Here is a 25,607-nt window from a genome sequence, read left to right as displayed (position 1 = left end):
TCCATTTTCATCTGGAATTTTGTCATGAAAGTGTCCCCCTTTGCGCCCCTGTCTCTGTTGCTACTGCTGAGTGTGTCTCCCTCAGCGAGTCTGGCCCAAATTATCCCAGATCAGACCCTTCCCAATCCCTCTCAGGTGATTCCCGAGGGGAACCAACTACGCCTCCAGGGGGGAACTTCAGCCGACGGGAATCTCTTTCATAGTTTTGAGCAGTTCTCAATTCCCAGTGGGAGTGAGGCTATTTTTGAGAATGGCCCCGAGATTCAACGCATCTTTAGCCGCGTCACTGGGGAGTTTCCTTCAACCTTAGATGGCCGCCTCTCCAGCCAGGGAACTGCCGATTTGTTTCTCCTCAACCCCAATGGCATTCTGTTTGGTGACAATGCCCAATTGAACCTAGGTGGCTCATTTTACGCCAGTAGTGGTGAATTTATTGAATTTGCCGATGGTCGTCGCTTTAGTGCCGCCACACCCTCATCTAGCATCCTCTCCGTGAGCGTTCCGGTGGGGTTGGGGTTCGGCTCCAATCCGGGGCCAGTGGTCAATCGCTCTCAAGCCTTGAATGAGCAGGGGGAGACTGTCGGTTTGAGCCTCAATCCGGGGGCCAGCTTGGGCCTGAGTGGGGGTCAGGTGGAGATGCCGGGGGGACGGGTGACGGTACGGGATGGTCAGGTGGCCTTGGCCACAGTGGCTGAGGGCCAATTGTCTTTGAGGATGGATGAGGGACTCGCATCGGGCCAAGTGGTGGGGCGGATTCTGCTGACGGATGGGGCTATCGTCGATACCAGTGGCCCCGCAGGAGGGGGGATTTGGGTTCTGGGCGATCGCCTCCGGGTTCAAAACGACTCGCAAATGTTGGCTGATACCTCTGGAGCGGGGAATGGCCAGGGAATTTATCTGAATCTGGGGGATTTGGTGGTGATTGATAATTCCCTAATTTCCACATCGAGTTTTGGGTCCGGGCGATCAGGAAATCTCAATGTGTTAGCGGAGCGGATCACCATTGATGGGGCCGGGGATTTGCAGTCAAGTTTAGAGCGCCTGTTTGCCCTAGAGGTCATTGAAAAACCTCAACAGGTGGGGATTGGCTTATATGCGATGGCCTTCGCTGAGGGGATGGCGGGAGATATTAACCTGCGGGCTGATTCTCTGCAACTGACCAATGCCTCGTTTATCTCCACCACAACGGTGGCGGAAGGACAGGGAGGAGTGATCAATGCTGAGATTACGAATGCTCTGTTATTAGATGGCTCTCAGATGATTGCTGAAACCCTGGGGAATGGTAATGCTGGGGCGGTGAATCTACGGGCTGGCAATATTATTATCCGGGATGGTGGGGGAATTTTTGTCTCCACCTTTCGGGATGGGGATGGGGGAACAGCCAATCTCCAGGCTCGCGATACCATCGAGCTTACCGGGACAACTCCCAATGGCTTGTTTAATTCCGGGATTGGCTCTAATGCGTTTTCCGAGGCGACGACTCGCGCCGGAACCATTAACTTGGATGCCCGAGAGATTATTCTACGGGATGGGGGGTCTATTGGAACGGTGACCTTTGGGGCGGCCCAAGCTGGGACGATTGTAATTCGGTCTCGCGATCGCGTCGAAGTGAGTGGTCTCAGTGCGGAGGGGAATAATCCCACCAATATCGCCAGTCGTAGTGAGGGCAGTGGGGCCGCCGGAGATATTGAGATTACAACTGGGCGTTTTGTCTTGCGAGATGGAGCTGAGGTATTAAGCTCCACCTCCGATAGTGGTGCAGCGGGACGGTTGACGGTTCGGGCCTCGGAGTCGGCTTTGATTTCAGGGGGAGTCGTGACGAGGAATGCAGAAGGGGAACCCATCGTCTTACGCAGCGGGTTACGCTCAAATTCGACCCTAGAACGCCTGCCAGCACCGGTGTCGTTGTCGGAGGCGGATGTGTTGGGGGCGGCGGGAGATGTCACAGTGGTGACACCGGAGTTGCGGCTAGAAGATGGCGGACAGATTGTAGTTAGTAGTGTGGGGGAAGGGGAACGGGGAGGTAATTTAACCCTAGAGGCTCCTCGCTTACGGTTAGTGAATGGGAGTCGGTTGGTGGCGGAAACGGCCTCGGATGTGGGAGGGAATATCTCCATCAACTCCCAGGATTTACGGCTGTCTAATCAAAGTTCTATTTCTACCAATGCCCTTGGGGCCGCTACGGGAGGGAATATCCAGATCGATACGGCGACGCTGTTGGCGTTGGAGAATAGTGATATCACCGCGAATGCTCAGGAGGGAGCGGGAGGACAGGTGCAAATTTCCGCCCAAGGGGTGTTTGGGACTCAGGTGCGCGATCGCCTCACCGATGAGAGTGATATTACGGCAAGCTCGGAACGGGGGGCCGAGTTTAGTGGCTTGGTGGAAATCGCTAGTCCCGATACCCAACTGGATTCTTCTCTGGTGGAGTTGGCCAGTGAGTTTATCCCCGTCGATCAGCTCGTGGCCGATAGTTGTCTGACACGAACCACGGCGGCGGGCCAGTTTACGGTGACGGGAACGGGAGGCTTACCGGAAACCCCCTTTGATGCCTCGGCGGGGCGTTATTCCCTATTGGGGGTTGTGGGAGGAGAGGAGACTCATCCCACAGCTTCCTCCCCTGAGACCCCTTCTAACGCCTCCGAGACTCCCGAGAAATGGCAGTTGGGGCAACCGATTCAGGAGGCCCAAGGCATCCAAGAAACTGCCGATGGACGGCTGTGGCTGGGTCGTCCTCAACGGCGCGATCGCCCCTGTGGGTCTTAATCTATCAATTGGTTGGGCGTCAACTCCCTTTAGGGGCTTTGCTGAAGGTTTTTGCCGGGGAATTGCTCATCAGTCGTTTCAACTCCGATTGGCCTGCGCATCGGAGTTGATGGGCGAACAGACTTAGCATGAGTCCAATCCCTAAGACTTGAGCCAACAGGAGCTGAAGTCCCTGAGCGAATAGCTCGGGAGATTCCACAAGCCAAGGGCTTACGCCAAAGATGAATAGCACTCGGGTTTGAGGATAGGTTGACCGAGATGGGTCAAATAGAGCCAGCAATACGGGAGGGCCAATGATTAACAGGATTAGAACCAGTCCAATCACCCATCGATGTTTGCTGGCTGTGGTGGTGAAGGAGAGATGTTGCACCAGGAAACTGTAACCGGCTAACCAACCGAACAGAATTAAAATCCCGATGCTGAAGACAAATGGGGCCCCCTCTTCATGTAAAAACCTATGATTCCAGGTTAATAACCCAATTCCTAAGATGGCGATAGATAGGATGAGGTTAATGGCCATGGCTAGGATTGAGGGACTTTTTTCACCCCAGAGTAAATCTTGCCGGAGGGAGTAGTGAGACTGGCCTCCAGGTTGGGCTAGGCGATGACGATAGCGTGCCCAGTCTTGTAGATTTTGACGATTAGGAGATAGACTGAGGGCTAAGCCGATTAGAAATAGGGACAAAGCAAGGTTGTAGACGGTTAATCCCTCTAGGGCTATTTGTAAGCTGCGACGAAAGGGTAGTCGGTTTAGGTATCCTACCAAAAAGCCTACAGCATAAAGATTATAGACGGCGCAAAACACATAACCTTGTTTTTTGGTGATTAGGGTGGCGTTGGGTTTTTGATAACGCCTGGAAATAATCTGAAAAATAAAACCGGAAAGAATTAGGCAAGAGACAATCCAAAATACTTGAGAATAGAGGGGTGTTTTTAGCAGGCTAATATTAAACCAAATCCCATCATCCTTGGAATTTTCAAACTGAGTCAGGGGAAATAAATAATACAGGGAAAATAGGCTGAGGTAAGATAGTAATCCACCAATTAGGAGGCAAAACGCGAGAGGCTGTTTTCCACCACTCATGCTATAGAGCATGGCGAGGCTATAGATGGCAAAAGTTCCAGCGGCAACCAGAATATAAAAGCGTAGAATATCTCCGAAAAAGTAGCCAGCATGGGCGGCTGCAAAACTATGGAGAGGAATAGCAGCGGCGACTCCTACATAGAGAAGACAGGGAACCCCGAGTAGTTTTCCGAGGATGATGTTAGAGCCAGGTTGTGGACTCAGTCGGATAAAGTTAAGATTGCCCTGGTCTTTTTCTTTAATGAGGTTATCAATCAAAAGAAATAGCCCCCCAACGAGTAGGGCAGTGATGCCGATCGCAGTTAGGACTGAACTAATATGCGACCACCAAAGACTCCAGCTAATGATGAGATTTCCAGCGACATCTTGGAGACAATCGGGTTGATAGGATTTAATGTACCGATAATGTACCGTTGAATTAATTGCGTCTGGGTAGCAGTAGGTACGAGGATACTGGGTGAAGGGACTCGGAAGCCGAGTACCATGGAGGAGCAGGACTAATCCTTGCAGGAGTATGGAGAGGCTCAGGGCAAGGAGAACTTTAGGGGTCTTAAAACGACCTTTGATTTCCCGCATTAATTGGGGGTTGACATCACTGAGTTGGTTATACATTACATCTGCTCGGCTAAATTAGGATTGGCGAAATACGAGTTGAGATTATGAGGTTTGTTGATGACCCAGTTGCAGAAAAATCTCTTCTAGGTCATCGTTTTCAATTTGAAATTGGTAGAGATTCACTTGAGCCTTGATGAGTTGTCTTAGCAGGTTAGCACTGTCGGTTTCATTGCCTTTAAAGTGAACGGTGATTTGCCGATCACCCACAGTCCAACTTTCGACTTGGGGGCAGTTGCGCAGTTCGGCGATCGCCCGTTCGACGCTGTTGGTGAGGTTGTCCCCGAGGAGGGCAATTTGAATCCGTTGCTGACTCAGCCGCTGATACAACTCCTGAATGGAGGTGCTTTCAACTAAACAGCCGAGTTCCATGATGCCGATGGAACTACAAAGTTGGGCTAAGTCACTGAGAATATGGGAGGAAATTAACACCGTCATTCCGGCTTCGCGGACGACTTGGATAATCTCCCGGAACTGTTGGCGGGCGATGGGATCGAGGCCCGACACTGGCTCATCGAGGAGGAGTAAAATTGGTTCGTGGAGAATGGTTCGTCCGAGGCTTAACCGCTGTTTCATCCCTCGGGAGAGGGTGGCGATGAGGCTATCTCGTTTGGGAATCAGTTGCACTAAATCCAGGATTTCCAGGAGACGACGCGATCGCCCTGGTTCCCGTAGTTCGTAGAGGCGGGCGAAATAGTCGAGATACTCCCAAACGGTGAGATCGTCGTAGAGGGGGAAATCATCGGGGAGATAGCCTAAATACCGTTTAAGGCGAGGATTGGGGCGAGCGGGGTCGAGTCGTTCTCCTTGGAGGTAAATGTCGCCGGTGGTGGGGTCTTCGATCGCCGCCAACATCCGAATTAGGGTGGTTTTACCGGCACCATTGGGGCCGATGAGTCCGTAGACTTCCCCATCGGCCACCTCTAAGTCCACGTTATCGACCGCCAGATGGCGATCGAACTGTTTACTGAGATTGCGGGTGGCGATCGCCAACTCAGGGGCGGGGATATCTGACATCATAGGAGTCTCGGGGAGTCCTCCTCAAGTCAGTATCCGTCTTGAAGATTCCCCGCCAGAAGGGTTTGATTGGTTCCGATAGTTTGGCGAACCGTCACTACCGAATCGAGACACGCTTGCTGTGACGACGGCTCTTATAGCAGTTCCAACACGGTTCTAACACCCTCACACCCGAAGTGACAAGGAACTCCATCGCCCCTGTAACTCATATAGCAAAAGTAGGCAGTAGGCAGTAGGCAGTAGGCAACAGGCAGTAGGCAACAGGCAGTAGGCAACAGGCAACAGTCGGGGATTCTCGGGTTGGGTTAGCGGACATCCAAAATCAGGTCGTAGAAGAAGGTCCCGACAGAGGCATTAAAGCCCGGATTGCCAGCGACGGCCACCTGATAGACTCCAGCACTGGATAACAGCACCCCCGCTTTCTCCTCATCTCGGGCCAAAACTTCCCCAGATGGAGAGAGAATACTTAGCATTACCGAGTCGGGGTGAATCCTCAGTTCGGCCCAGAGATACTGACCCGCTTGGGCCTCGATTTCATAGACAATCACCTCATGGCGACGTACCTGGTCTTCGAACTCAACGCCCGTGGCCCCAGGGGCAAACTGAACGGGTTTCACGGTAATCTCATCCGCCCAACCCAAGACATCGGAGGCGGTTGGGCCATAGTCCTGAACTAAGCTGGAGTCAGACTTGAGATCTGCTTTGGGGCCACTCTGCGGGAAACGCAAGGCTACACTCTGACAATCCACTGCGTCATAGACGAGATAACCGGTATCAATCTCTTGTGGGTTGGCGTTCCAGGTGATGGGCGTGGCACCTTGATTAAAGATATTCCAGAGGTTAATCAACAGGGTTGACCCCTCAACAATGCCAGAAAAGGTATTCAGTCCAGGATCTTCAGGGCTAGTGACTTCTCCCACCGATTGTTCTCCAGAAACGGACCCATCCCCCTCGACTCTCAGCCGCAAAACATAACTGAAGGACTCCCCTGCACGGACAATCTGGCTCTCAAAACAGTGGGTTCCGGGGGTTAAGGATTGTCCAACGGTTGAGGCGATGGCGTCGCTCGATTCACTGGGGGATCGTGGGGTGGTTTGACTGCCGGACTCGGAAACGGGAGGAGAACTAGGGGAGCGTGGGGTGGCTTGACTGAAGGACTCAGAGATGGGAGGAGAACCAGGAGAGTCTAGGGAGTCCGATAGCATGACGGTTGCGCGACAGCCTGATGCCAGGCTCAAGACCAAGGCCGCTAGGGGCCAAGAACGCACAAAGGAAAGCGCCATATAGGGAGTAAATGGAATTAAAAAAGAGTTAATCTAATATAGCAAGAAATCCTGGGAAATTCACGGAGTTTAACTCCCTTTACCCTCTTTTCTTAAGGTTTGGGCTGGGGAATCCCTCATCAGTCGTTTCAACTCCGATTGGCCCGCTCGTCGGAGTTGATAGGTCAACAGACTTAGCATCAGTCCAATCCCCAAGGCTTGAGCTAGGAGGAGGTGAAGTGCCTGGGTTAACAGCTCGGGAAAGTCTGCAAGCCTTAGGCTGCCACCAAAGACAAACAGTACCCAGCCCTGAGAATCGTTTGAGTGAGGGTCGAACAACGTCAGTAACAGGTGAGGGCCTATGATTAATAGGATTAAAACCAGTCCAATCACCCATCGATGTTTGCTGGCCGCGGTAGTGAAGGAGAGACATTGCACCAAGACACTGTAGCAGGCCAACCAACCGAGGAGAATTAAAATCCCGATGCTCAAAAGAACTGGGTCCCACTCTTTACGTAACAACGAATGATTCCAGCTCAATACCCCAATTCCTAGGGTGGCAATAGATAGGGTAATGTTGATGGCCATTGCCAGGATTGAGGGACTTTTTTCACCCCAGAGTAAATCTTGCCAGAGGGAGTAGTGAGACTGGACTCCGGGTTGGGATAGGCGATGACGATATCGTGCCCAGTCTTGTAAGTTTTGACGACCCGGAGATAGACTGATCGCTAAGCCGATTAGAAGTAGTAACAAGAAAATGCTGTGATTGTTTAATTCCTTTAGGGATGATCGTGATTCCCCCAATAGGAATCCTAGGGCATAAAAGTTACAGATAGCACAAAACACATAACTCTGTTTTTTAGTGATTGGAGTTGAATTAGGTTTTTGATAGCGCTGAGGGACAATGTTGAATATTAAGCCAGAAAAAACAATAAAAGATACCGTCCAAAATACCTGAGAATAGATGGGGGATTCTGGAAATCTAAAATTAAACCACATTGGCCCCATATCTGAATAATAGTAATAATAGCCAGGCTGTTCTAGGTAAAATAAGGCACATAAACGAAAAAAGCTCATATAGGACAGTGATCCACCTAGCAAGAGGGAGAAGGCAAGAGGTTGCTTTCCACCGCTCATACCGTAGAGCATGGTGAGGCTATAGATGAAAAATAGTCCAGAGGCAACCAAGGTATAAAACCGTAAAATCTCTCCGAGAGAGGAGCCTGCATTAGTAGCAGCAAAGCTATGGAGAGGAAGGGCAGCAGCAACCCCTAGATAGAGAAGAAAGGGAACCCCGAGCAATTTCCCTAAGACGATTTTATAGCCAGGTTGGGGGCTAAGCCGAATAAAGTTTAAGTTGCTTTTCTCTTGCTCTTTTACCAGGTTTTCAATCAAAAAAATAATCCACCAATAAGTAGGACGGCGATCGCAGTTGTGGACAGGGCCAAACTAATATCCAACCACCAACGAGTCCAGCTAATGATGATATGTCCAGTAGTATCTTCGAGACATTCGCGCCTAGAAATTTGATCCGAGAAAGTTACAAACTTATTATAGAAAGCGGATGGATAGCAGTAAGGATTATAGTTGTTATTTCCGGGAATCGAGAGTGGCAGCCGAGTCCAATAAAAGAATAAGACTAATCCTTGGAGGATTAGGGAACTACTGAGGGTGAAGAGAACTTTAGATGTTTTAAAACGAGATTTTATTTCTCGCATTAATTGCGGGTTAGCATTACCAATTTGGTTATACATTGCATCTAATTTTTCATGAAAAAAGTCGGTCTAAACAGGCCAAAAAAATAGGGAAGAATAAGGCAACAGGAAACAGGCAGCAGGCAACAGGCAGGGGATTTTTTCCCAACTCAGAGTGTCAAGCAAGCAATCTTCGATTGCTATAAATAGAATTTTTCGAATGACCCAGGTAGAGGAACATGCCCTCTGGGTCATCCTTGTGAAGGTAGAGCCGGGTGAAAACGTTATCCAGCCATTATCCGTCTTGAAGATTCCCCGCCAGAAGGGTTTGAGCAGTTTCGATATTTTGACGAACCGTCGCCGCTGAGTCGAAAAAGGCCTGTTGTTCTGTTGCCTCTAACGGAAGTTCCATCACGGTTCTAACACCCTCACGCCCTAAGTGACAAGGAACTCCTAGGAATAGCCCCTTAATACCATATTCCCCTTGTAGATAGGCGGCTGCACTGACAAGACGGTTGCGATCGCACAAAATACTCTCCACCATCACATAAATGGAGGAGGCCGGGGCGAAATAGGCCCCTCCCCGCTGCATCAAGCCGACAATCTCACTTCCCCCATGACGGGTGCGATCGATGAGTCGCTCAATGGTGGCGGCGTCGGTGAACTGAGTTAGGGGAATCCCTTTGACGGTGCAATAGCGGGCCAAGGGAATCATCTGCTTACCGTGATTCCCCAAAACCAAGGTTTGCACATCCTGCATCGAGACTCCCAATTCCATGGCAATAAAGGCTTGCAGACGGGAGGAGTCCAGTACCCCCGCCATCCCCATCACTCGCTGCTGAGGTAATCCGGTGGCTTCCCAGGCGAGATAGGTCATCACATCGAGGGGGTTGGTGACGACGATAAAAATGGCATTGGGAGACTGGGCGATCGCCTGTTTGGCCGCACTGACGACAATACTGGCGTTGGTTTTAATTAAATCACTGCGATCCATCCCTGGGGTGCGGGGTCGTCCGGCGGTAATGACCACCACATCGGAATCAGCGGTATCGGCGTAGTCGTTGGTGCCGATGATGGTGCGATCGTGTCCCTCCAAGCCTCGGGCCTGCATTAAATCCAGAGCAATTCCCTGGGGCCAGCCTTCAACAATATCAAGCAACACCACATCTGCGAGATTCTTCTCCGCCACTCGTTGAGCAAGGGTACTGCCCACTTTTCCGGCACCAATGACGGCCACACGGGGTTGACGTTGAGCATTGGCGCAAACTCGCGGTTCGGAGGAAGGATTCATACAAATTTTAGACAAATTTCAGACATGGGGACGGTTCCAGACTTCATTTTGCCATGTCTCGAAGGGGCGAATGTCCATCCTGAACAGTCTCGAACCGCCACCTGGGGGATGACTCCCCCCACTGATTCCCTATTCGAAGGCTTCGAGTTGTTCGAGGGGGAGCCAAACATTCGGTGTGGGAACTACCCCAAACTTGATTAAGGCATAGTCTCCTTCAGTATCGAGTATTTCGCCCCGCGTCTCAAAAATATAAGCCGGGAAGCGGCTATCACTGGCAGTGGCTTCGACGCTGTTGAGGAGTTTCTCGCGGATAACCCGGACAAAGGAGCCGCGTTTGAGTTTCTTCGCAGGTGCCATAAAGGGTGAGTCAGTCTATAGGGTAAACGTCTATCATCTGACCATTTTAGGGCGTTTTGGGGTCGGGCTGGCAGCGCGGACAGAAATGGGACGATCGCCCCCCGAGTTTAATCCGCGTGATGGGGGTACTACATTGGCGACAGGGTTCGCCGTTGCGGTTATACACCCAAGCCATCCCGCCATAGTTCCCATTGATGCCTTCCACATCACGAAAGTCTCGTAAGGTGGTTCCCCCGGCTTCAATGGCCTGTCCGAGGACGGCGATTAACTGCTGTCGCAGGCGATCGATTTCCTCTGGAGTGAGATGGCTACAGAGACGGGTGGGGGGAATCCCACTCAGGAATAAACTTTCGTCGGCATAGATGTTACCCGCCCCGGCGACAATGGTTTGGTCAAGGAGGGCGGTTTTGATGGGTTTACGGCGATTGGCGAGGGTGGCGATGAGGTAGTCGTTGGAAAACTCAGGACTGAAGGGTTCGGGCCCTAAACTGAGGAGTCCCGTGATGACGGTTTCTGGGGAGGTGTCTGGGGGAACCCACCAGAGGCGGCCGAAGGTGCGAATATCCACAAAGCGCAGTTCGCGATCGCCCTCGAAGAATAAGCGGACTCGGGTATGTTTCTGTAAGGGGTCCTCGGGATGGCACCAGAGAAGTTGTCCGGTCATGCGTAGATGAACCCCCAACCAACCCGCAGCGGTAGGACCGAGGCGATCGCAGATGTCCTCCTCACCCAGTTGAGCGATGAGATATTTTCCCCGCCGATGCCAAGTCCGAATGGATTGACCTTGCAACCCCTCGATAAACTCATCGGCGTGAGCGGGGCTGGCCAGACTGCGGTCTAGGAGTACAGCACCTCCACAAATCCGTTGCTGGCAGGTATGGGCATTTAAGCCACGACGTACGGTTTCAACTTCAGGAAGTTCTGGCACAAGTCGCCTCGCTAGGAAGACTAACAATCAGGAATCGAAAATTTATTATAGACAGTTTGTTACGGGCAAGTTATAGCCTAGTTTTGTCTTTACTGGAATAGTTTCAAGATAATTTAATGTCCTATATTATGCGTCTAAGCCCATCCCTCCTACAGAGTTACCCCTATTGCCTACTGCCTACTGCCTATTGCCTACTGCCCTCAAACAACAAAGGGGTTAGCGATTTGCTTGAAAACGCTAACCCCTGTCTTGCCATCTTAACGCCGAAATTTCAGCGTGACGGTCAAGTGGACTTATTTTTTCTTCTTCTTGGCGGGGGGAGCAACTTCCTCTAGTTCTTCAAGCGCGAAGTTGTTGGTGTTCACGCCACCAGCCGCGCCACTGAAGCCGTTGTAGTTGACTTTATCAAAGCGAACGATCGCCGGGTAACGAATCCCGCTCTGGTCGATACTGGCAACGGTTCCGAGATCCCGATACCAATAGGATTCTTTACGGAGAATCCGCACCTTAGAACCACGTTGAATCATAGTTTCTTCTCTGTTGATTGTAATTGAACCCGATCAGAGGCGGTAGCTAGGATTCAGATGGAACACTCCGTCTGAACGCCTCAACCCCACGAACTGATACGAAAGGATTATTTTCCAGGGTACTACTGACTCTGGCCTCTAAGGGGGTTTGGCGTTTTAAGTTTTGTTGCAGGAGAAGGCAATAGGCAGTAGGCAGTAGGGGGGAATTGAAGGCAGGGAAACCACAAGCAGCAGGCCTCACCTCTTTTCTTCCCCTCCTGGGAGGGGTAGGGGTGGGTTATGCCTGTTGCCTGCTGCCTACTCCCTGCTGCCTTCTTCTCTTACAACGGAACCACTTGCACTTCAACTTCAGCGGTCACTTCGGGGTGAAGTTTGATGTGTGCCTTGTAGAAACCAGTTTTGTTGATTTCGGGGAGGGTGATGCCGTGGCGGTCGACGTCTTGGTTGGTGGCGGCTTCGATTGCAGCGGCTAGATCGCGATCGGTAACGGTTCCGAAAATGGCTTCCCCTTCGCCCACTTGTTTCTCGATGGTGAACCGGCCAATGGTTTGTAAGGCGGTTTTGCGAGATTCGGCTTCCTGTTTGAGTTGGGCCAGACGCTCTTGTTCTTTCTGTTTACGGAGTTCTACTTGTTTGAGAACCCCGGGAGTCGTCGGGATGGCCATTTTTTGGGGAATTAGATAATTTCTCGCATGGCCGGGAGCCACATCGACGAGGTCTCCTGCTTTGCCGAGTTTACGAACGTCTGTTTGGAGAAGGAGTTGGACGCGCTTCTTCATGATACTTTGATGGTTAACGGTAGGGTGGATGGATCGAGACTCGGGGGTGGGGCTGTTCTGGTCGTCGGATTGATGACTCAACCCCGTTGGAAGTCCGATCTTCCATTTTATAGCGTTCAGGAAGCTCTGGCAAACCCTGGCCGCTCGAATCTCAGGGGCCGTGATGGATGCCTAGTCGCGAACGTTGATGCTGAGTTCGTAGGGACTGGTGTAAGGGGCTGAGACTTCAATGAGATAATCTCCCCCTTCTCCAACGCGGGAGTTCCAGAACACAACCCCCCGGGCGGCAGGGATGATTTGACCGTCAGGACGACGAACGTTAAACACAACAGCTTGGTCATCACCAGTGACGGGCAATAGTTCTACGGCAAACACTTGTCGACTTTGCACATTGACAAGATAGCGTTGGGGACGCTCTGAAACAACGGTTCCTTGCACTTGAACGTCGGTTTGTCCGGGAGGAATTTGTAGGCGTTCTGGCTCAGGAGCGGGTGTGGGGGTAGGTGCTGGGGTGGGGGTAGGTGTAGGTGTTGGGCTGGGAGTGGGTGTTGGGGTTGGCTCGGGAGTGGGTGTTGGGGTGGGTTCGGGAGTAGGTTCTGGAGTCGGCTCGGGTGTAGGCTCGGGTGTGGGTTCTGGGGTAGGAGCGTTGAGTTGTACGTCTAGGATGTAATCCCCTTCCGGTAAGCCAGTGACGGTTTGCAGTTGAATTGTATATTGCCCATCGTCGGGGATGGCACCTTGCCAACCGGAGACACGCTGCGATCGCCCGGCTACGAGGTTACCCATGGGGTCAAAAACGGTCATCAATACGCCTTCGCCTTCGAGGAAGGTGACCAGTTCGGTTCCTGCGTCAAGGCGGAGTCGATAGTTATAAATTTCGTTGTCGCTCAAGTTCCCTTCAACTCGTAGGCGATTGCCGACGGCCAGAGTCAGCTCGCGATCGCTAACGGCGGGAGTTGGCTCAGGGGTGGGTTCGGCGGTTGGAGTTGGGGATGGGGTGAGGGGTTGTTCGGCGGCGGGTTCGTCACGGGGACGACTAAAGGCGGTAATTAGGGTCCAGACGCTCCAACCGGCGACTAGGGCAATGATGGCCGAGACCAAAATGACAATGAGGGGATTGTCCCAGACGGAGGTTTTGGCTGGGGGAATGGAAGCCCGACGGGATTCGGGGCTGTTGGGAGTAATTTGGGGTTGAGGAGGCCGGGAAGTTGAGTCCGTGGTGTCGGGGGACCGACTGACCATGACGGTGGGGAGGCTAGAGGGAAGACTGTTAGGGGGGGGTTCGACGGGGCCATTGCTTGGAGGCGGGGCGGTGGCTGTTCCGGTGAAGAGGGCGGCCCGGACTTCGGGGGCGGTGAGATAGCGTTCCCTGGGGCGATCGCTCAACATCTGATTCAGAACAGCGGCGAGTTCTTCACTGACGGAACAGTCGTCTTGCCAACGCCAGCGGGATTCTCCCTCGTCATAGAGGTCTTGGGGGGACTTGCCGGTGAGCAAAACGATCGCCGTCACGGCTAAGGCGTAGAGGTCACTGTGGGGATAGACTCGTCCTGTCTCTCGCTGATCGGGGGGAGCATAGCCAGCTTTGCCACTTGAGAGGTCTTTCGCGGGCGTGGGTGAGGGTTGGCGATTGGGTTGGGGAGTATCTTGCTGAAGGGTGGTGTCTGGTGATTGCAACTGGGTTTGAGCCAATTGTAGTTGGGTGGCAATTTCTTTGACGACGCCAAAGTCAATGGGAACCGGCAGGCAATCGCTCTGACGCTGAATGATGTTTTCTGGACATATATCCCGATGGATAATCCCTTGACGATGGATATAGTCTAAAACCGGCAGGATGTCTTGGAGAAACTGGCGAACATCTGCTTCACTGAAGGAGCCATGCTCCTGCAACAGGTGTTGATAGGTCTGGCCCTCCACATAATCCCGAACTAGAAACAGCCGTTGATTTTCCTCAAAAATGGCTTGGAATTGAGGAATTTGGGAATGTTGCAGTTTATAGAGCAGTTCTGCCTCCCGCTCGAAGAGGTCTTTAGCTTTGGCAAATCCGGTGGCATCGTCCAAGTTTGGGGCAAACTCTTTGATGGCACATAACGCCTCAAAACGCCCACAATCTTTGGCTAAGTAGGTACGGCAAAACTCTCCCTGCCCCAAAATTTGAACCAGGTTGTAGCGGTTTTGTAAGCGGGTGTCTAGGGCAAGAGGGGGTTGCATGGTTGCAGTTTGTCTTAAGGAACAACTTGGAGTTGATCGAGTTGTTCAATGGTGACATCGGCCTGGCTGAGGTGGCGATGGTCTTGACTATGCCAGCAAATGCCGATCGTGCCAGCTGCACCAGCCCGTTGTGCCATCTCGATATCCAAGGGGGAGTCTCCTACCATGATAGCTTCCTCTGGACGCACCCCTAGGGCAGCGCAGGCCTGTTGAAATAATGTGGGATCGGGTTTGCTCGGGCCGTCGTCAACGCCCATTTTGACCTGGATAATCTCGTCAAGTTGACAGTTTTGGACAAATTGATTGACGCGTTCGTTGGTGTCAGCCGAGAGAATCCCCAGTTTCAATCCTGCTTCGGCGAGAGCGTAGAGGACTTCTAAGGAGCCAACGAAGAGGGGGGAGGTGTCTTCTTGTTCGAGGAGGCGATCGCTCTCGTCAAAGGCGGTTCGAGCGGCTTGCAGGGATTCGGCCCAACTGCGTCCGGTTTCGGCGACGTAGGCGGCGGCAGCAATGAGGTTTTCTTGGCGACTGCCTACGGCGAGGAGATAGGTGGGGTCGAGGCGATCGCCCTCAATGCCAAAGGCCATCATTAAACACTCACCCACGCCGGGAATTTGGGCATCTAATTGCCGCGCGCGATCGATGCCTAAGCGGCGGAGAAAATCTTGGGTATCGAGAAGTGTGCCGTCTTTATCGAAGATAACGGCGCGAATGTTTTGGAAGGTTTTGGGGCCGCAGGAGAGGTTCATAGGGGAAGGGAACGGGGAACAGGGAACAGGGAACAGGGGGAGAAGGCAGTAGGCAGTAGATAAAGACGTAGGGGCGTACCGTTGTGGTCGCCCAGAACAGACGTAGGGGGAATTGGGCAAGAAAAAAGAGGGTGTGGGCCCCTCCTTTTGGTCAGTATGATGGCCCGGGAGAGTGGTGGAGACTCTCCTCAGGCCGGTATTAAGATGGGACGGGGAGAGACTACTCGGTGGCCGAGACCATCTCTTCGTCGTCTTCTTCGACTCCCATGGCGTTTTGGGCTTCGAGTTCTTCCGGGGAAATTCCCTGGGCCTTGGCTTCCATTTGCAGACGGAATTTCTCGGCCATTTCTTCGGCTTTCTCGTACACCAACTCGGGGTTTTTCACCATGTCGCCGGGTTCGGGTTCGAGTTGCTTGGTGGACAGGGAAATCCGACCCCGTTCCGCGTCGAGGTCGATGATCATGACCTTGAGTTGGTCGTTGACATCGAAGACACTGCTGGGGGTGTCGATGTGATCGTGGGAGATTTCGGAGATGTGCAGCAAGCCGCTGACACCGCCGATGTCGATGAAGGCACCGTAGGGTTTGATGCCGCGCACGGTTCCAATGACCACTTCGCCCACTTCTAAGCCGTTCATCTTATGCTCAACTAAGGCGCGACGGTGGCTGAGGACGAGGCGATTGCGTTCTTCGTCGACTTCCAAGAATTTCAGGGGCAGATCTTCGCCCACGAGGTCTTCTTTCGGTTTGCGAGTGCTGATGTGGGAACCGGGAATAAAGCCGCGCAATCCTTCAATGCGAACCAATGCCCCACCTCGGTTTGTGGCGAAGACACCGGAGTGAACGGTAGCATCTTCTGCTTGAAGTTGGCGAACCCGCTCCCAGGCGCGCATATACTCGATGCGGCGAATGGAAAGGGTGAGTTGTCCGTCTTCGTTTTCATCCATGAGGATGAAAAATTCCCGCGTCTCGTTGGCTTGCAAGACCTCGTCGGGAGACTCGACGCGGTTGATTGACATTTCCTGTAACGGGATATAGGCAGCGGTTTTAGCACCGATGTCAATCAGAGCGCCTTTTGGCTCTATACTAAATACCGTCCCTGCTACGGTATCGCCGGGATTGAAGTGATAATCGTACTTGTCGAGTAATGCGGCAAAATCTTCGTGAGTGAAACCGACATCTCTTTGCGTTGTATTCTGATTGACCATGCGTGTTTTCCTAGGACTGAGTCTCCATAACTGAGGTTTGCCTCCGGCTGATGGGTGTTACAGAATTGAACGGACAGGGCGATGATTGCAAGCAAGTCCTCCTTTGACGAAACACCGCATCACCTTCGTTTGAAGGCGAATTGACTAATAGCATAGCAAATTCTATCCCACTCCTACGACTTTGTGGGTGGGTTTTTTGGGGGAATCTTAAAAATACCCAGAACTCAGGTGTGACTGGGGGGATCAGATAGAGGGGGACGGCGAGAAATCTCGTTAGGAGGATATAGCACAGTTGGGGGCGCTTTCGGGGGATTCTTGCCGCTGCTCTTCAAAGTTGTCCTCTAGGCGACTTTCTCGTAGGCGATCGAGGGCTTCGACGAAGTCGCGAACGCCTTGAAATTGTTGATACACTGAAGCAAAGCGCACATAGGCGACTTCGCTAAGATCTTTGAGGGAATCTAGGACAATTTCGCCAATTTCGCTGGTATGAATTTCTCGTTTGGGCCGTTGGTGCAGGCGCAATTCGATGTCATCGACGATCGCCTCTAGGCGTTCTGGGGCGATCGCGGTTTTCTCGCAGGCCCGGACAATGCCTCGGAGCAGTTTTGAGCGATCGAAGGACTCCCGTTTCCCATCTCGCTTAATGGCAATGATGGGCACAAATTCGATCCGTTCGTAGGTGGTAAAACGTCGTTGACAGTTGAGACACTGTCGCCGACGACGGACACTTTGCCCAGATTCGGTAGAGCGGGACTCTAAAACGCGGCTTTCTGTATGCTCGCAGAAGGGACAACGCATAACAATTGGGGTAGAAAACCCAATAAAAATTGACAGGTATTAGCAGAAATGATAACAGACGCACTACAACAACTGTAGTACGTCTTCACATGATCCGACTCCTGTCGCAGCGGTTTCCACGACAGGAGTGGAGAACCGGCAGCACAATCTGAATGGGCTATTTGCCGATTTTCGGGGTTTCGCGGAAGGCGATGGCGAAGAATAATAAGGCCAGGGTTGCCGCGAGTAACAGGATGTAAATGACGCTTTCCATAATTTCTAAAAACTCACAGTGTAACAGTCTTAGTCTATCAAACAGGTTGGGGAACCGGCGATCGCCAGCTCCCCGAGGGGTCAGGCAAAACTCAAACGAGCTGAATTAAGCCATTTCTTTCTCGATGCGAGTGGTTTTGTCACCCACTTTCTGGAAGGCACCCCATTCGACTTGATCTTCATCAAGTTCAGGGTCAATCCCAGCAAACACGTCACGGAACAGAGTCCGGGAGCCGTGCCAAATATGTCCAAAGAAGAACAGTAGGGCAAAGCAGACGTGACCGTAGGTGAACCAACCGCGAGGACTGGTGCGGAAGACCCCGTCAGATTCGAGGGTTTCACGATCAAACTCAAAGGGTTCGCCCAGTTGAGCTTTACGAGCATACCGCTTGACGAGGGCGGGTTCGCTGATGGTGGTTCCGTCGAGTTCGCCGCCGTAGAAGCTGGCGGTGACACCGACTTGCTCAAAGCTATATTTGGATTCCGCCCGACGGAACGGAATATCGGCGCGGACAATGCCGTCTTTGTCGGTTAGGACAACGGGGAAGGTTTCAAAGAAGTTGGGCAGACGACGCACAAAGAGTTCGCGTCCTTCACCATCGGTAAAGACCGGGTGACCCAGCCAACCTTGAGCCAGTCCATCGCCTTTGTTCATCGGACCGGTGCGGAACAAACCACCTTTAGAGGGGTTATTGCCCACATAGTCGTAGAAGGCCAGTTTTTCGGGAATTTGCTCCCAAGCTTCTGAGAGGCTGGCGCCACTGGCAACGTTGGTTTGAACCCGACGTTGGATTTCTTGTTGGAAATAGCCCTGATCCCATTGGTAACGGGTGGGGCCAAACAGTTCGATGGGGGTCGCAGCACTGCCGTACCACATGGTTCCAGCTACGACGAAGGCAGCGAAGAACACGGCGGCGATACTGCTGCTGAGAACCGTCTCGATGTTCCCCATCCGTAGGGCCCGATAGAGCCGTTCGGGGGGACGGACGGTTAGGTGGAACAGTCCGGCGATAATCCCAACAATCCCAGCGGCGATGTGGTGGGAGACGATGCCGCCGGCGTTAAAGGGGTTAAATCCTTCTGGCCCCCAAGCCGGTGCGACGGGTTGAATGCTCCCAGTTAAGCCGTAGGGATCGGACACCCACATCCCTGGACCAAAGAGTCCCGTGAGGTGGAAGGCGCCGAAACCGAAGCAAAGTAGTCCGGATAAGAACAGGTGAATGCCGAACATTTTCGGCAAGTCGAGAGCCGGTTCGCCGGTGCGAGGATCTCTGAAGAGTTCTAAGTCCCAGAAGACCCAGTGCCAGCAAGCGGCGAGAAATAGTAATCCTGAAAGAACGATGTGAGCGAGGGCGACTCCTTCAAAGGACCAGAAGCCGGGATCGACTCCGGTTTCTCCGGTGACGCTCCATCCGCCCCAAGAGCCGGTTACGCCAAGGCGCGCCATGAAAGGCATGACGAACATTCCTTGCCGCCACATGGGGTTGAGGACGGGATCGCTCGGGTCGTAGGTGGCGAGTTCAAAGAGGGTCATTGAACCGGCCCAGCCTGCGACGAGGGCAGTGTGCATCAAATGCACGGCAATCAGCCGACCCGGATCGTTCAGGACGACTGTGTGTACACGGTACCAGGGTAGTCCCATTGACTACGCTCCTCCTTATATGACGTGATATGAGTGATGGTCAACGCTTGTCTATCTTACGATTTGACCGGGCTGAACGTCGGGGTGATGGCCAACATGAGGTTGTTGTAAAACAGCAACTGTTGATCGGGATCGTGATGACGTTCAGGTTCGGTACGAGTGCAGTTGTTTTTAGGGCTGCATCAATTAAAGATTATTAAAGAAGTGTATCGATTGTGAGACGCGATCGCAAGGGTTTTTAGGGAATTGTTAGGGATGGGGTGCTGCGACAGCCCCCATTTTTCGATCATGAATCCCCTTTTATAACAAATTGTTAATCTTGGGGAGTATCGAGTTGACAAGTTACCGAAGACATGCAAAGCCTGGCAATAACTTGTTCGGAATCCATCAGGCGTTTGAGCATGACATGTTTAATGCTCGATTCTTTGGCTTCATTGGCTTGGGGTCGGACTTCCACCATTAAAACGGCGCTTTCGACGCGATACAGCCACAGCCGCTCCCCTTGTTCGACTAAAGAGAGATCGAGTCGCTCAATATCTGGCTGTCGTCGCCAAGCATTGATGTTCCAGAGTCCTTGGGTTCCCCAAACACGGGCAATGGTCCACCCTTCTGATAGAAAAAAGTATTTCACCGATGGTTAATGCAGTTCGTCAGTGTCAATAGGTTGCCCCATACCTTACAGCGAATTGGCAATTAGAGGGAAACTTCGGGAATTTCCTTGAGGGCCGTGGGGGGGCAGGCCGCGGGTTGTCCTAAAGAGTCTAGGGTCTGACAAAAACAGTTGGATAGGTCACAGGCTCCTCCTGCGGGACCACGGCGGGGAAAGTCTTGTCCCTGCTGATAGGCTCGCCAATAGTGGTGGAACTGTTGGGCTAGGGTTTCAAGGTCCTGTCGTGTTTTTTGATGGTCAAGTTGGGAATAGTTGAATTGCCAACATTGGCTTGGCTGTTCCGGGGAGTTGGAGGAAGACTCAGACTCCTGGCTGGGGGAGCCTTCGACAAACCAGTAGGTCATGGAGATGGCGTCAGGAGGATAGGAGCTGGTTTCGGCGAGAACGAAGGGATAGAGCCGGGTTTGCCAGGTGTTTCGCAACTGTTTAGGGCTTCGGGGTCGGGGGTAAGTTTTCCAGTCGAGGATTTGGGCCTGGTCTGGGGAGAGGAGTAGGAGGTCGTAACGAACCAGCCAGAGGATATCCTGCCAGACCAGGCGGCGTTCATGTTCGGCCTCGCGGTGCTCGATGGAGCCGCAAAAGGGGTTGGGGGTGATGTGGCTGGGGGCCCGCTCCAGAAAGTCTTGCATCCATTGCCGCAGGGGGTCATCCTCCCCTAAGAGGGTTTCGACGGGTAGCCCCAATTCTCGTTGTTGCATCAGTTGGTGAAATTGGTTGCCTCGGGCCAGTCGCTGTTGCTGTTGCGGGTCTAGGGGGGATTCTCGATGCTCAATCAGGCTATTTTGAAACCAGCGAGGGCATTTTTCTAGGCGGTTTAGGGCAGTTTGGGATAGGCGTGGAATTGGCTCTGGGTCGGCGATCGCAGTTCCCGCCTCCGTTGCGATCGCCCCTTGGGAGGGTTGGCTGGTAGAAAAGTTTTTTGCGCTCATGGCTTGCGTTCAGGAATAGATGTGTTATGATTAGATCTGCGAACGGGGCGTAGCGCAGCTTGGTAGCGCACCACTTTGGGGTAGTGGGGGTCGTGGGTTCAAATCCCGCCGCTCCGATTTTAAAATCATAATCCCCTAAACAGTCTGTTACTCTTCTTTGGAAGGGTGGCGGGCTGTTTTTGCTGGTCAGGTGTTGAGAGTTGGGCAGGCGATTGCAGTTCTCCCAGGCTTCGCGATCGCCCCAAGCAAAGATTTTTTAAGCCGGCTACTGATGACAGTCAACCGGGTATCCTAGAGTTAGGTAACTCATTGTCGTTTTAGATTAAAACAAAACAGCAACAACAAGTGAAGCGGAGATTTTGGATCAGTCTTATCGCGATTTGCTGTTGGTGTTGTACGGTGCATTGCCAGCCTAGCCGATCCGTGCGGATGACGCTGATGCAGTGGCGAAGAAGAATAGTATCTTACGATCCTTAACGTCGGGTTCCTTCCAGCTTTACTAGATCCAGCTTCTCCCCTAGGTTAGTTTTAAAATACCCATAACTTTACTGTATCGTTTGACGTTTTGATTGTCTCTGGAGGGCGATCGCCTTTCTTTCTGCGTTGTTACATCATGACTTTTCCTATGTCTCCTGATCCCGAAGCCTATGCCGCCTTGCAGGAAGAGGTGCAACGACTACGGCAGGCCCTAACCGATCGCGAGGCACGCTTAAAACAGCTCGAAACCCATTTGCCCGCCTGCTTGTATGAACTCCATCGGTCCCCCAGTGGCGACCTTTCCTGGCAGAAGGTATCCCCAGGCAGTCGGGATCTCTTACGGTTGGACCCAGAAGACTTTGGCCGTTGGGTCGATCGCATCCATCCCCAGGATGCCCCCCGCTGGCACCAGGCGATCGCCACCTCAGAAGCGACAGAAACGGATTTGGCTTGGCAAGGACGAGTTTTTATCCCCCAGTCCAAGGGAAAAACCATTGAGCAGTCAATTCGTATCCTGGCCCGCCCGCAACGCCAGGAAGACGAGTCCACCCGTTGGCAGGGGTTAGCCATTGCCATTGATGCCCCCACAGTTCATGCGACCCCCAGCCAAACCCCCGCCTTTTTCGCCTCCTTACTGGAGATTTTGCCCATGGCGGTGTTAGTCAAAGCCGCCGAAGATTTTCGCTTCTGTGCCGTCAACAGCAGCGGTGCTCAAATCCTGGGGAGAGAGGTAGAAGAGTTACTCGGGAAAACCGATTATGACTTGTTTCCCCCAGAACAAGCCGATTATTTCCGGCGCGTGGATGAATCGGTGTTAACCCATCATGAGGTAGTCGAAATTCCCAGGGAGTCCGTGCAAGTGGGCAAGAGCAATCGCCTCATGCGCACTCGTAAACTGGCCATCTGGGATGGGGAGCGGCCCACCCATGTGGCGATCGTCTGTGAGGACATCACCGAACAAGAAATCACCAAAGCCCAACTGGCAGAACAGGAACGAACCCTACGGGCAATTGTCGACAATGCCCCCATCTGGATTTGGACCACAGATGCCTTGGGACATATGAACTTTATTAACCGAACCTTCTGTGAGGATGTGGGGGTGACTCCCAAACAGGTTTATGAGGCCGCTCACTATCAAGAGGTCTTTGGCCTAGACGCAGTTCGCAATTGTATTGAGTCCGATCATATTAGTTTCAGCCAAGATGAGCCTTGTTTTGCCGATGAGCGTTTTCCTTTTGTGGATGGGAGGACCCATCACCTCGAAACCATCAAAGTACGGCTGAAAGATGCCCAAGGTGAGGTGACAGGGTTAGTAGGTTTGGCTATGGATGCCACCGAACGCAAACAAGCGGAGGCGGCATTGGCCGAACAGCGATCGCTCCTTGATGCGTTTATTGATACTGCCCCGGTGGGGATGGCCATTCTAGACCCTCAGTTTCGCTATCTCGAAGTGAATGAAAATCTGGCCAAGATGACCGGTTATCCAGTCCAAGACCATATTGGGCGAACCTTAGGGGACATTGTGCCGGACTTAGCCCAGACCCTGTATGGTCGAGTTGAGGCGATGTTGTTGAGTGGGGAACCGATTCTTAATCAGGAGTTTACCGGGCAAACTGCGGCCAGTCCCGGAGTTGAACGCCATTGGCTCTTTTCGGCGTTTCCCATTCAAGACAGCCGCGACAACCTGATTGCGTTTGGGGCAACGGTGTTAGATATTACCGAGCGTCAACAGGCTCAGCAACAACTGCAAACCCTAACCCGAAATCTCCAGGATGCCCAACGGATTGCCCATATTGGGAATTGGGAGATTGATGTGGCCACGGGACAAACCACCTGTTCCGATGAGATTTTTCATATTGTCGGTATCCCAGTCCGCCGAGAACCGATGGCCCAAGAGGAAATGTTTCAATATTTCCATCCCGACGATCGCCCCCTGGTGCGCCAGGGAATCCGCCATTGTATTGATACGGGCCAACCCTATGACATTGATGTACGGATTCTTCGTGCCAATGGGGAGTTGGGCTATGTCCGAGAAAAATGTGAAGCCCAATATGATGAGGTGGGCAATTTAGTGAGTATCTTTGGCATTGCCATGGATATCACGGAACGCAAACGGGCGGAGTTAACCCTGCGGGAGAGTGAAGAACGCTTCCGAACCTTGGTTGAAGCTACCACTCAGATTGTCTGGAATGCCAACGCGAAGGGGGCGTTTACCTGGGAACAGCCGGACTGGAGTGAGTTTACGGGGATGAGTTTTGATGAGTTACGGGATTGGGGCTGGATTAATAGTATTCATCCCAACGATCGCAATGAAACCACAGCGGTGTGGTCCCATGCCGTGCAAACTCGCAGTCTTTATCAGATTGAACATCGCTTGCGACGGGCCGATGGGGAATACCGCGATATGAATGTGCGGGCGGTTCCGATTTTAGATGAGGATGGCAATTTGCGGGAATGGATTGGGGTGAATACGGATATCACCGATCGCAAGGATGCTGAACGGGCCCTACAACGCTCGGAAGCGAAGTTACGGCAACAGGCGGAGAATCTTCAGGCGACGCTGGATCAATTGCAACGGACGCAAAATCAGTTAGTCCAGAGTGAGAAGATGTCGGCCCTAGGGCAGTTGGTGGCGGGGGTGGCCCATGAGATTAACAATCCGGTGAACTTTATTTATGGCAATCTCACCCATGCCGAGGAATATACTCAGGATTTGATGCGGGTGATTGAGGCCTATCAGCAGCGATATCCTGAGGCGGATATGGAGTTGGAGGAGTTGCTGGAGGAGGTGGATTTAGACTATCTGATTGATGATCTGCCGAAACTGATTGGTTCGATGCGGGTGGGGGCGCAACGGATTCGCGATATTGTGCGATCGCTGCGGAATTTCTCTCGCCTCGATGAGTCGGAGTTTAAGGCGGTGAATCTCCATGATGGCATTGAAAGCACTCTGATGATTCTGCAAAATCGCCTCAAGGCCAAACCCGATTCGTCGGGGATTGAGATTGTGCGACGTTATGGCAATTTGCCCGCGGTGGACTGTTATGCGGGGCAGATTAATCAGGTGTTGATGAATATCTTGGCCAATGCGGTCGATGCCCTGGAGGAGCGCGATCGCAACCGCAGCCCCTCAGAACTCGATGCGGCCCCGAGTCGCATTACCATTACGACGGCAGTGACGCGAGGCAACTATGTCCAGGTGCTGATTGCGGATAATGGGGTGGGGATTCCCCCGAAGGTACAACATCAGATTTTTGACCCGTTCTTTACCACCAAACCCATTGGCAAGGGAACGGGGTTAGGGATGTCCATTAGCTATCAGATTATTACGGATAAGCATCATGGCAGTCTGACTTGTACCTCGGAACCGGGGGTCGGGACCAGTTTTCTTATTGAAATCCCCATTCATCAGACGGTGAACCACTCAACGCTATCTTAAGTGTCGTCATGGGCGTAACGACCATAAAGGAAGTCGAGGGCTTCGTTGCGTAAGTCGTAGTATTCGGGCTGTTCCATGAGTCGGGCGCGATCGCGAGGACGGGGGAAGGGTAAGTCCAGGATTTCGCCAATACGGGCGGCGGGCCCGTTGGTCATCATCACCAGGCGATCGCCGAGGAAGAGGGCTTCGTCGATATCATGGGTAATCATCAACACGGTGACTTTGTGATCAAACCAGATGCGTAGCAGTTCTTCTTGGAGTTCCTCGCGGGTGATGGGATCGAGGGCGCCGAAGGGTTCATCGAGAATGAGAACTTTGGGGCGCAGGGCCAGGGCCCGGGCGATGGAAACTCGTTGTTTCATGCCCCCGGAGAGTTCTTTGGGCTTTTTGTCGGCGGCGTCCGTTAATCCCACCAGTTCGAGATGTTCCCGCACGATCGCCGCTTTGTCCTGTTGTTTGAGTTTGGGGAAGACGGAGTTGACGGCGAGGAAGATGTTGTCATAGGCGCTTAGCCAGGGCAGCAGGGCGTAGTTTTGGAAGACGACCATGCGATCGGGCCCAGGTTCTTGAATCCGTTGTCCTTCGAGGCGGACTTCTCCTTCGCTGGGTTGACGAAAGCCGGACACCATATCCAAAAGGGTGGATTTGCCGCAGCCGGAGTGACCAATTAGGCAAACAAATTCTCCTTCTCGGACGGTGAGTTGAATGTTGTCGAGAACAGGATAGGGTCCCTCCGGGGTGGCATAGGTTTTGGAGAGACCGTCGATGACGAGATAGGAGTCGTTGGTGGTATTGGGGTTGGGGGTGGACGTGGTTAGGGTTTGCATGGGTTAAGAAGAGGGAACAGGGAATAGGGAACAGAAAAGACGTAGGGGCGTACCCTTGTGGTCGCCCGGGCGTACCCTTGTGGTCGCCC

The 25,607-nt window shown here is 52.6% G+C and carries 21 protein-coding genes and 1 tRNA gene; 3 read left to right on the top strand and 19 right to left on the bottom strand.

The annotated features are described in order from the left end of the window. The first annotated feature begins 24 nt into the window (after window positions 1-24). A complete protein-coding gene (locus L855_RS13245; RefSeq protein ID WP_159788740.1) occupies window positions 25-2,766 on the top strand; it encodes a filamentous hemagglutinin N-terminal domain-containing protein in 2,742 nt (913 codons plus the stop codon). A 19-nt stretch (window positions 2,767-2,785) separates the two neighbouring features. On the opposite strand, the gene L855_RS13240 is transcribed toward L855_RS13245, so the two are convergent. The 18 genes from L855_RS13240 to L855_RS13155 form a co-directional block, all read right to left on the bottom strand. Then, window positions 2,786-4,462 (bottom strand): hypothetical protein, encoded by a 1,677-nt coding sequence (locus L855_RS13240; RefSeq protein ID WP_159788737.1) that lies wholly within the window; start codon window positions 4,460-4,462, stop codon window positions 2,786-2,788. A 45-nt stretch (window positions 4,463-4,507) separates the two neighbouring features. Beyond that, a complete protein-coding gene (locus L855_RS13235) occupies window positions 4,508-5,482 on the bottom strand; it encodes an ABC transporter ATP-binding protein (RefSeq protein ID WP_246198856.1) in 975 nt (324 codons plus the stop codon). A gap of 302 nt (window positions 5,483-5,784) precedes the next feature. Next, entirely contained in the window at window positions 5,785-6,762 is a 978-nt protein-coding gene (locus tag L855_RS13230) for a hypothetical protein (RefSeq protein ID WP_159788735.1), read from the bottom strand. A 69-nt stretch (window positions 6,763-6,831) separates the two neighbouring features. Beyond that, the gene (locus tag L855_RS13225; protein ID WP_159788733.1) at window positions 6,832-7,494 is read right to left on the bottom strand and encodes a hypothetical protein; all 663 of its coding nucleotides are present in this window, start codon (window positions 7,492-7,494) and stop codon (window positions 6,832-6,834) included. 638 nt (window positions 7,495-8,132) lie between these two features. Beyond that, complete coding sequence (locus L855_RS13220; protein WP_159788731.1) at window positions 8,133-8,495, bottom strand: hypothetical protein; 363 nt, start codon at window positions 8,493-8,495, stop codon at window positions 8,133-8,135. 235 nt (window positions 8,496-8,730) lie between these two features. Next, window positions 8,731-9,726, bottom strand: coding sequence for a malate dehydrogenase (gene mdh, locus L855_RS13215; protein WP_159788729.1), 996 nt, complete (start codon window positions 9,724-9,726; stop codon window positions 8,731-8,733). A 129-nt stretch (window positions 9,727-9,855) separates the two neighbouring features. After that, window positions 9,856-10,083, bottom strand: coding sequence for an NAD(P)H-quinone oxidoreductase subunit O (ndhO, locus tag L855_RS13210; protein WP_159788728.1), 228 nt, complete (start codon window positions 10,081-10,083; stop codon window positions 9,856-9,858). Window positions 10,084-10,129: 46 nt separating this feature from the next. Further along, a complete protein-coding gene (locus L855_RS13205; RefSeq protein WP_159788727.1) occupies window positions 10,130-11,011 on the bottom strand; it encodes a DNA-formamidopyrimidine glycosylase in 882 nt (293 codons plus the stop codon). A 293-nt stretch (window positions 11,012-11,304) separates the two neighbouring features. Continuing rightward, window positions 11,305-11,538, bottom strand: a complete 234-nt coding sequence (locus tag L855_RS13200) for a photosystem I reaction center subunit IV (protein ID WP_159788726.1) — start codon at window positions 11,536-11,538, stop codon at window positions 11,305-11,307. Between the two features lie 320 nt (window positions 11,539-11,858). Then, complete coding sequence (rplI, locus tag L855_RS13195) at window positions 11,859-12,317, bottom strand: 50S ribosomal protein L9 (protein WP_159788725.1); 459 nt, start codon at window positions 12,315-12,317, stop codon at window positions 11,859-11,861. A gap of 171 nt (window positions 12,318-12,488) precedes the next feature. Continuing rightward, window positions 12,489-14,528 carry a serine/threonine-protein kinase gene (locus L855_RS13190; protein WP_159788724.1) on the bottom strand — a complete coding sequence of 680 codons (2,040 nt, stop codon included), beginning with the start codon at window positions 14,526-14,528 and terminating at the stop codon, window positions 12,489-12,491. 14 nt (window positions 14,529-14,542) lie between these two features. Next, complete coding sequence (locus L855_RS13185) at window positions 14,543-15,277, bottom strand: HAD family hydrolase (protein ID WP_159788723.1); 735 nt, start codon at window positions 15,275-15,277, stop codon at window positions 14,543-14,545. 220 nt (window positions 15,278-15,497) lie between these two features. After that, a complete protein-coding gene (locus L855_RS13180; protein ID WP_159788722.1) occupies window positions 15,498-16,484 on the bottom strand; it encodes a 30S ribosomal protein S1 in 987 nt (328 codons plus the stop codon). 273 nt (window positions 16,485-16,757) lie between these two features. Beyond that, on the bottom strand, window positions 16,758-17,282 hold the full coding sequence (gene nrdR / locus L855_RS13175) for a transcriptional regulator NrdR (protein ID WP_159788721.1): 525 nt from the start codon (window positions 17,280-17,282) through the stop codon (window positions 16,758-16,760). 157 nt (window positions 17,283-17,439) lie between these two features. Then, on the bottom strand, window positions 17,440-17,535 hold the full coding sequence (locus L855_RS13170) for a photosystem II reaction center protein T (RefSeq protein ID WP_068788327.1): 96 nt from the start codon (window positions 17,533-17,535) through the stop codon (window positions 17,440-17,442). Window positions 17,536-17,640: 105 nt separating this feature from the next. Further along, window positions 17,641-19,176 carry a photosystem II chlorophyll-binding protein CP47 gene (psbB, locus tag L855_RS13165; RefSeq protein WP_159788719.1) on the bottom strand — a complete coding sequence of 512 codons (1,536 nt, stop codon included), beginning with the start codon at window positions 19,174-19,176 and terminating at the stop codon, window positions 17,641-17,643. Window positions 19,177-19,489: 313 nt separating this feature from the next. Beyond that, window positions 19,490-19,807: a hypothetical protein gene (locus tag L855_RS13160; RefSeq protein WP_159788718.1), complete on the bottom strand. Its 318-nt coding sequence runs from the start codon at window positions 19,805-19,807 to the stop codon at window positions 19,490-19,492. 62 nt (window positions 19,808-19,869) lie between these two features. Further along, complete coding sequence (locus L855_RS13155) at window positions 19,870-20,775, bottom strand: PD-(D/E)XK nuclease family protein (RefSeq protein ID WP_159788716.1); 906 nt, start codon at window positions 20,773-20,775, stop codon at window positions 19,870-19,872. Between the two features lie 43 nt (window positions 20,776-20,818). Between L855_RS13155 and L855_RS13150 the strand changes: the two genes are divergently transcribed. Together L855_RS13150 and L855_RS13145 are read left to right on the top strand one after the other, a co-directional pair. After that, window positions 20,819-20,892 (top strand) — tRNA-Pro (locus L855_RS13150). A gap of 496 nt (window positions 20,893-21,388) precedes the next feature. Then, window positions 21,389-24,691 carry a PAS domain S-box protein gene (locus L855_RS13145; RefSeq protein ID WP_159788714.1) on the top strand — a complete coding sequence of 1,101 codons (3,303 nt, stop codon included), beginning with the start codon at window positions 21,389-21,391 and terminating at the stop codon, window positions 24,689-24,691. On the opposite strand, the gene L855_RS13140 is transcribed toward L855_RS13145, so the two are convergent. Beyond that, complete coding sequence (locus L855_RS13140) at window positions 24,688-25,518, bottom strand: nitrate ABC transporter ATP-binding protein (RefSeq protein WP_159788712.1); 831 nt, start codon at window positions 25,516-25,518, stop codon at window positions 24,688-24,690. The genes L855_RS13145 and L855_RS13140 overlap by 4 nt on opposite strands. Window positions 25,519-25,607: the final 89 nt, after the last annotated feature.

The organism is Sodalinema gerasimenkoae IPPAS B-353, assembly GCF_009846485.1.
In the GTDB taxonomy this organism is placed as follows: domain Bacteria; phylum Cyanobacteriota; class Cyanobacteriia; order Cyanobacteriales; family Geitlerinemataceae; genus Sodalinema; species Sodalinema gerasimenkoae.
The sequence above is the reverse complement of the archived record's forward strand: the minus strand, read 5'-3'. Positions and strand labels throughout refer to the sequence as shown.

Coding starts and splice junctions, on each gene's coding strand:
- L855_RS13245 (WP_159788740.1), top strand. CDS start 25: ATGAAAGTGTCCCCCTTTGCGCCCCTGTCTCTGTTGCTACTGCTGAGT.
- L855_RS13240 (WP_159788737.1), bottom strand. CDS start 4,462: ATGTATAACCAACTCAGTGATGTCAACCCCCAATTAATGCGGGAAATC.
- L855_RS13235 (WP_246198856.1), bottom strand. CDS start 5,482: ATGATGTCAGATATCCCCGCCCCTGAGTTGGCGATCGCCACCCGCAAT.
- L855_RS13230 (WP_159788735.1), bottom strand. CDS start 6,762: ATGGCGCTTTCCTTTGTGCGTTCTTGGCCCCTAGCGGCCTTGGTCTTG.
- L855_RS13220 (WP_159788731.1), bottom strand. CDS start 8,495: ATGTATAACCAAATTGGTAATGCTAACCCGCAATTAATGCGAGAAATA.
- mdh (WP_159788729.1), bottom strand. CDS start 9,726: ATGAATCCTTCCTCCGAACCGCGAGTTTGCGCCAATGCTCAACGTCAA.
- ndhO (WP_159788728.1), bottom strand. CDS start 10,083: ATGGCACCTGCGAAGAAACTCAAACGCGGCTCCTTTGTCCGGGTTATC.
- L855_RS13200 (WP_159788726.1), bottom strand. CDS start 11,538: ATGATTCAACGTGGTTCTAAGGTGCGGATTCTCCGTAAAGAATCCTAT.
- rplI (WP_159788725.1), bottom strand. CDS start 12,317: ATGAAGAAGCGCGTCCAACTCCTTCTCCAAACAGACGTTCGTAAACTC.
- L855_RS13190 (WP_159788724.1), bottom strand. CDS start 14,528: ATGCAACCCCCTCTTGCCCTAGACACCCGCTTACAAAACCGCTACAAC.
- L855_RS13185 (WP_159788723.1), bottom strand. CDS start 15,277: ATGAACCTCTCCTGCGGCCCCAAAACCTTCCAAAACATTCGCGCCGTT.
- L855_RS13180 (WP_159788722.1), bottom strand. CDS start 16,484: ATGGTCAATCAGAATACAACGCAAAGAGATGTCGGTTTCACTCACGAA.
- nrdR (WP_159788721.1), bottom strand. CDS start 17,282: ATGCGTTGTCCCTTCTGCGAGCATACAGAAAGCCGCGTTTTAGAGTCC.
- L855_RS13170 (WP_068788327.1), bottom strand. CDS start 17,535: ATGGAAAGCGTCATTTACATCCTGTTACTCGCGGCAACCCTGGCCTTA.
- psbB (WP_159788719.1), bottom strand. CDS start 19,176: ATGGGACTACCCTGGTACCGTGTACACACAGTCGTCCTGAACGATCCG.
- L855_RS13155 (WP_159788716.1), bottom strand. CDS start 20,775: ATGAGCGCAAAAAACTTTTCTACCAGCCAACCCTCCCAAGGGGCGATC.
- L855_RS13145 (WP_159788714.1), top strand. CDS start 21,389: ATGACTTTTCCTATGTCTCCTGATCCCGAAGCCTATGCCGCCTTGCAG.
- L855_RS13140 (WP_159788712.1), bottom strand. CDS start 25,518: ATGCAAACCCTAACCACGTCCACCCCCAACCCCAATACCACCAACGAC.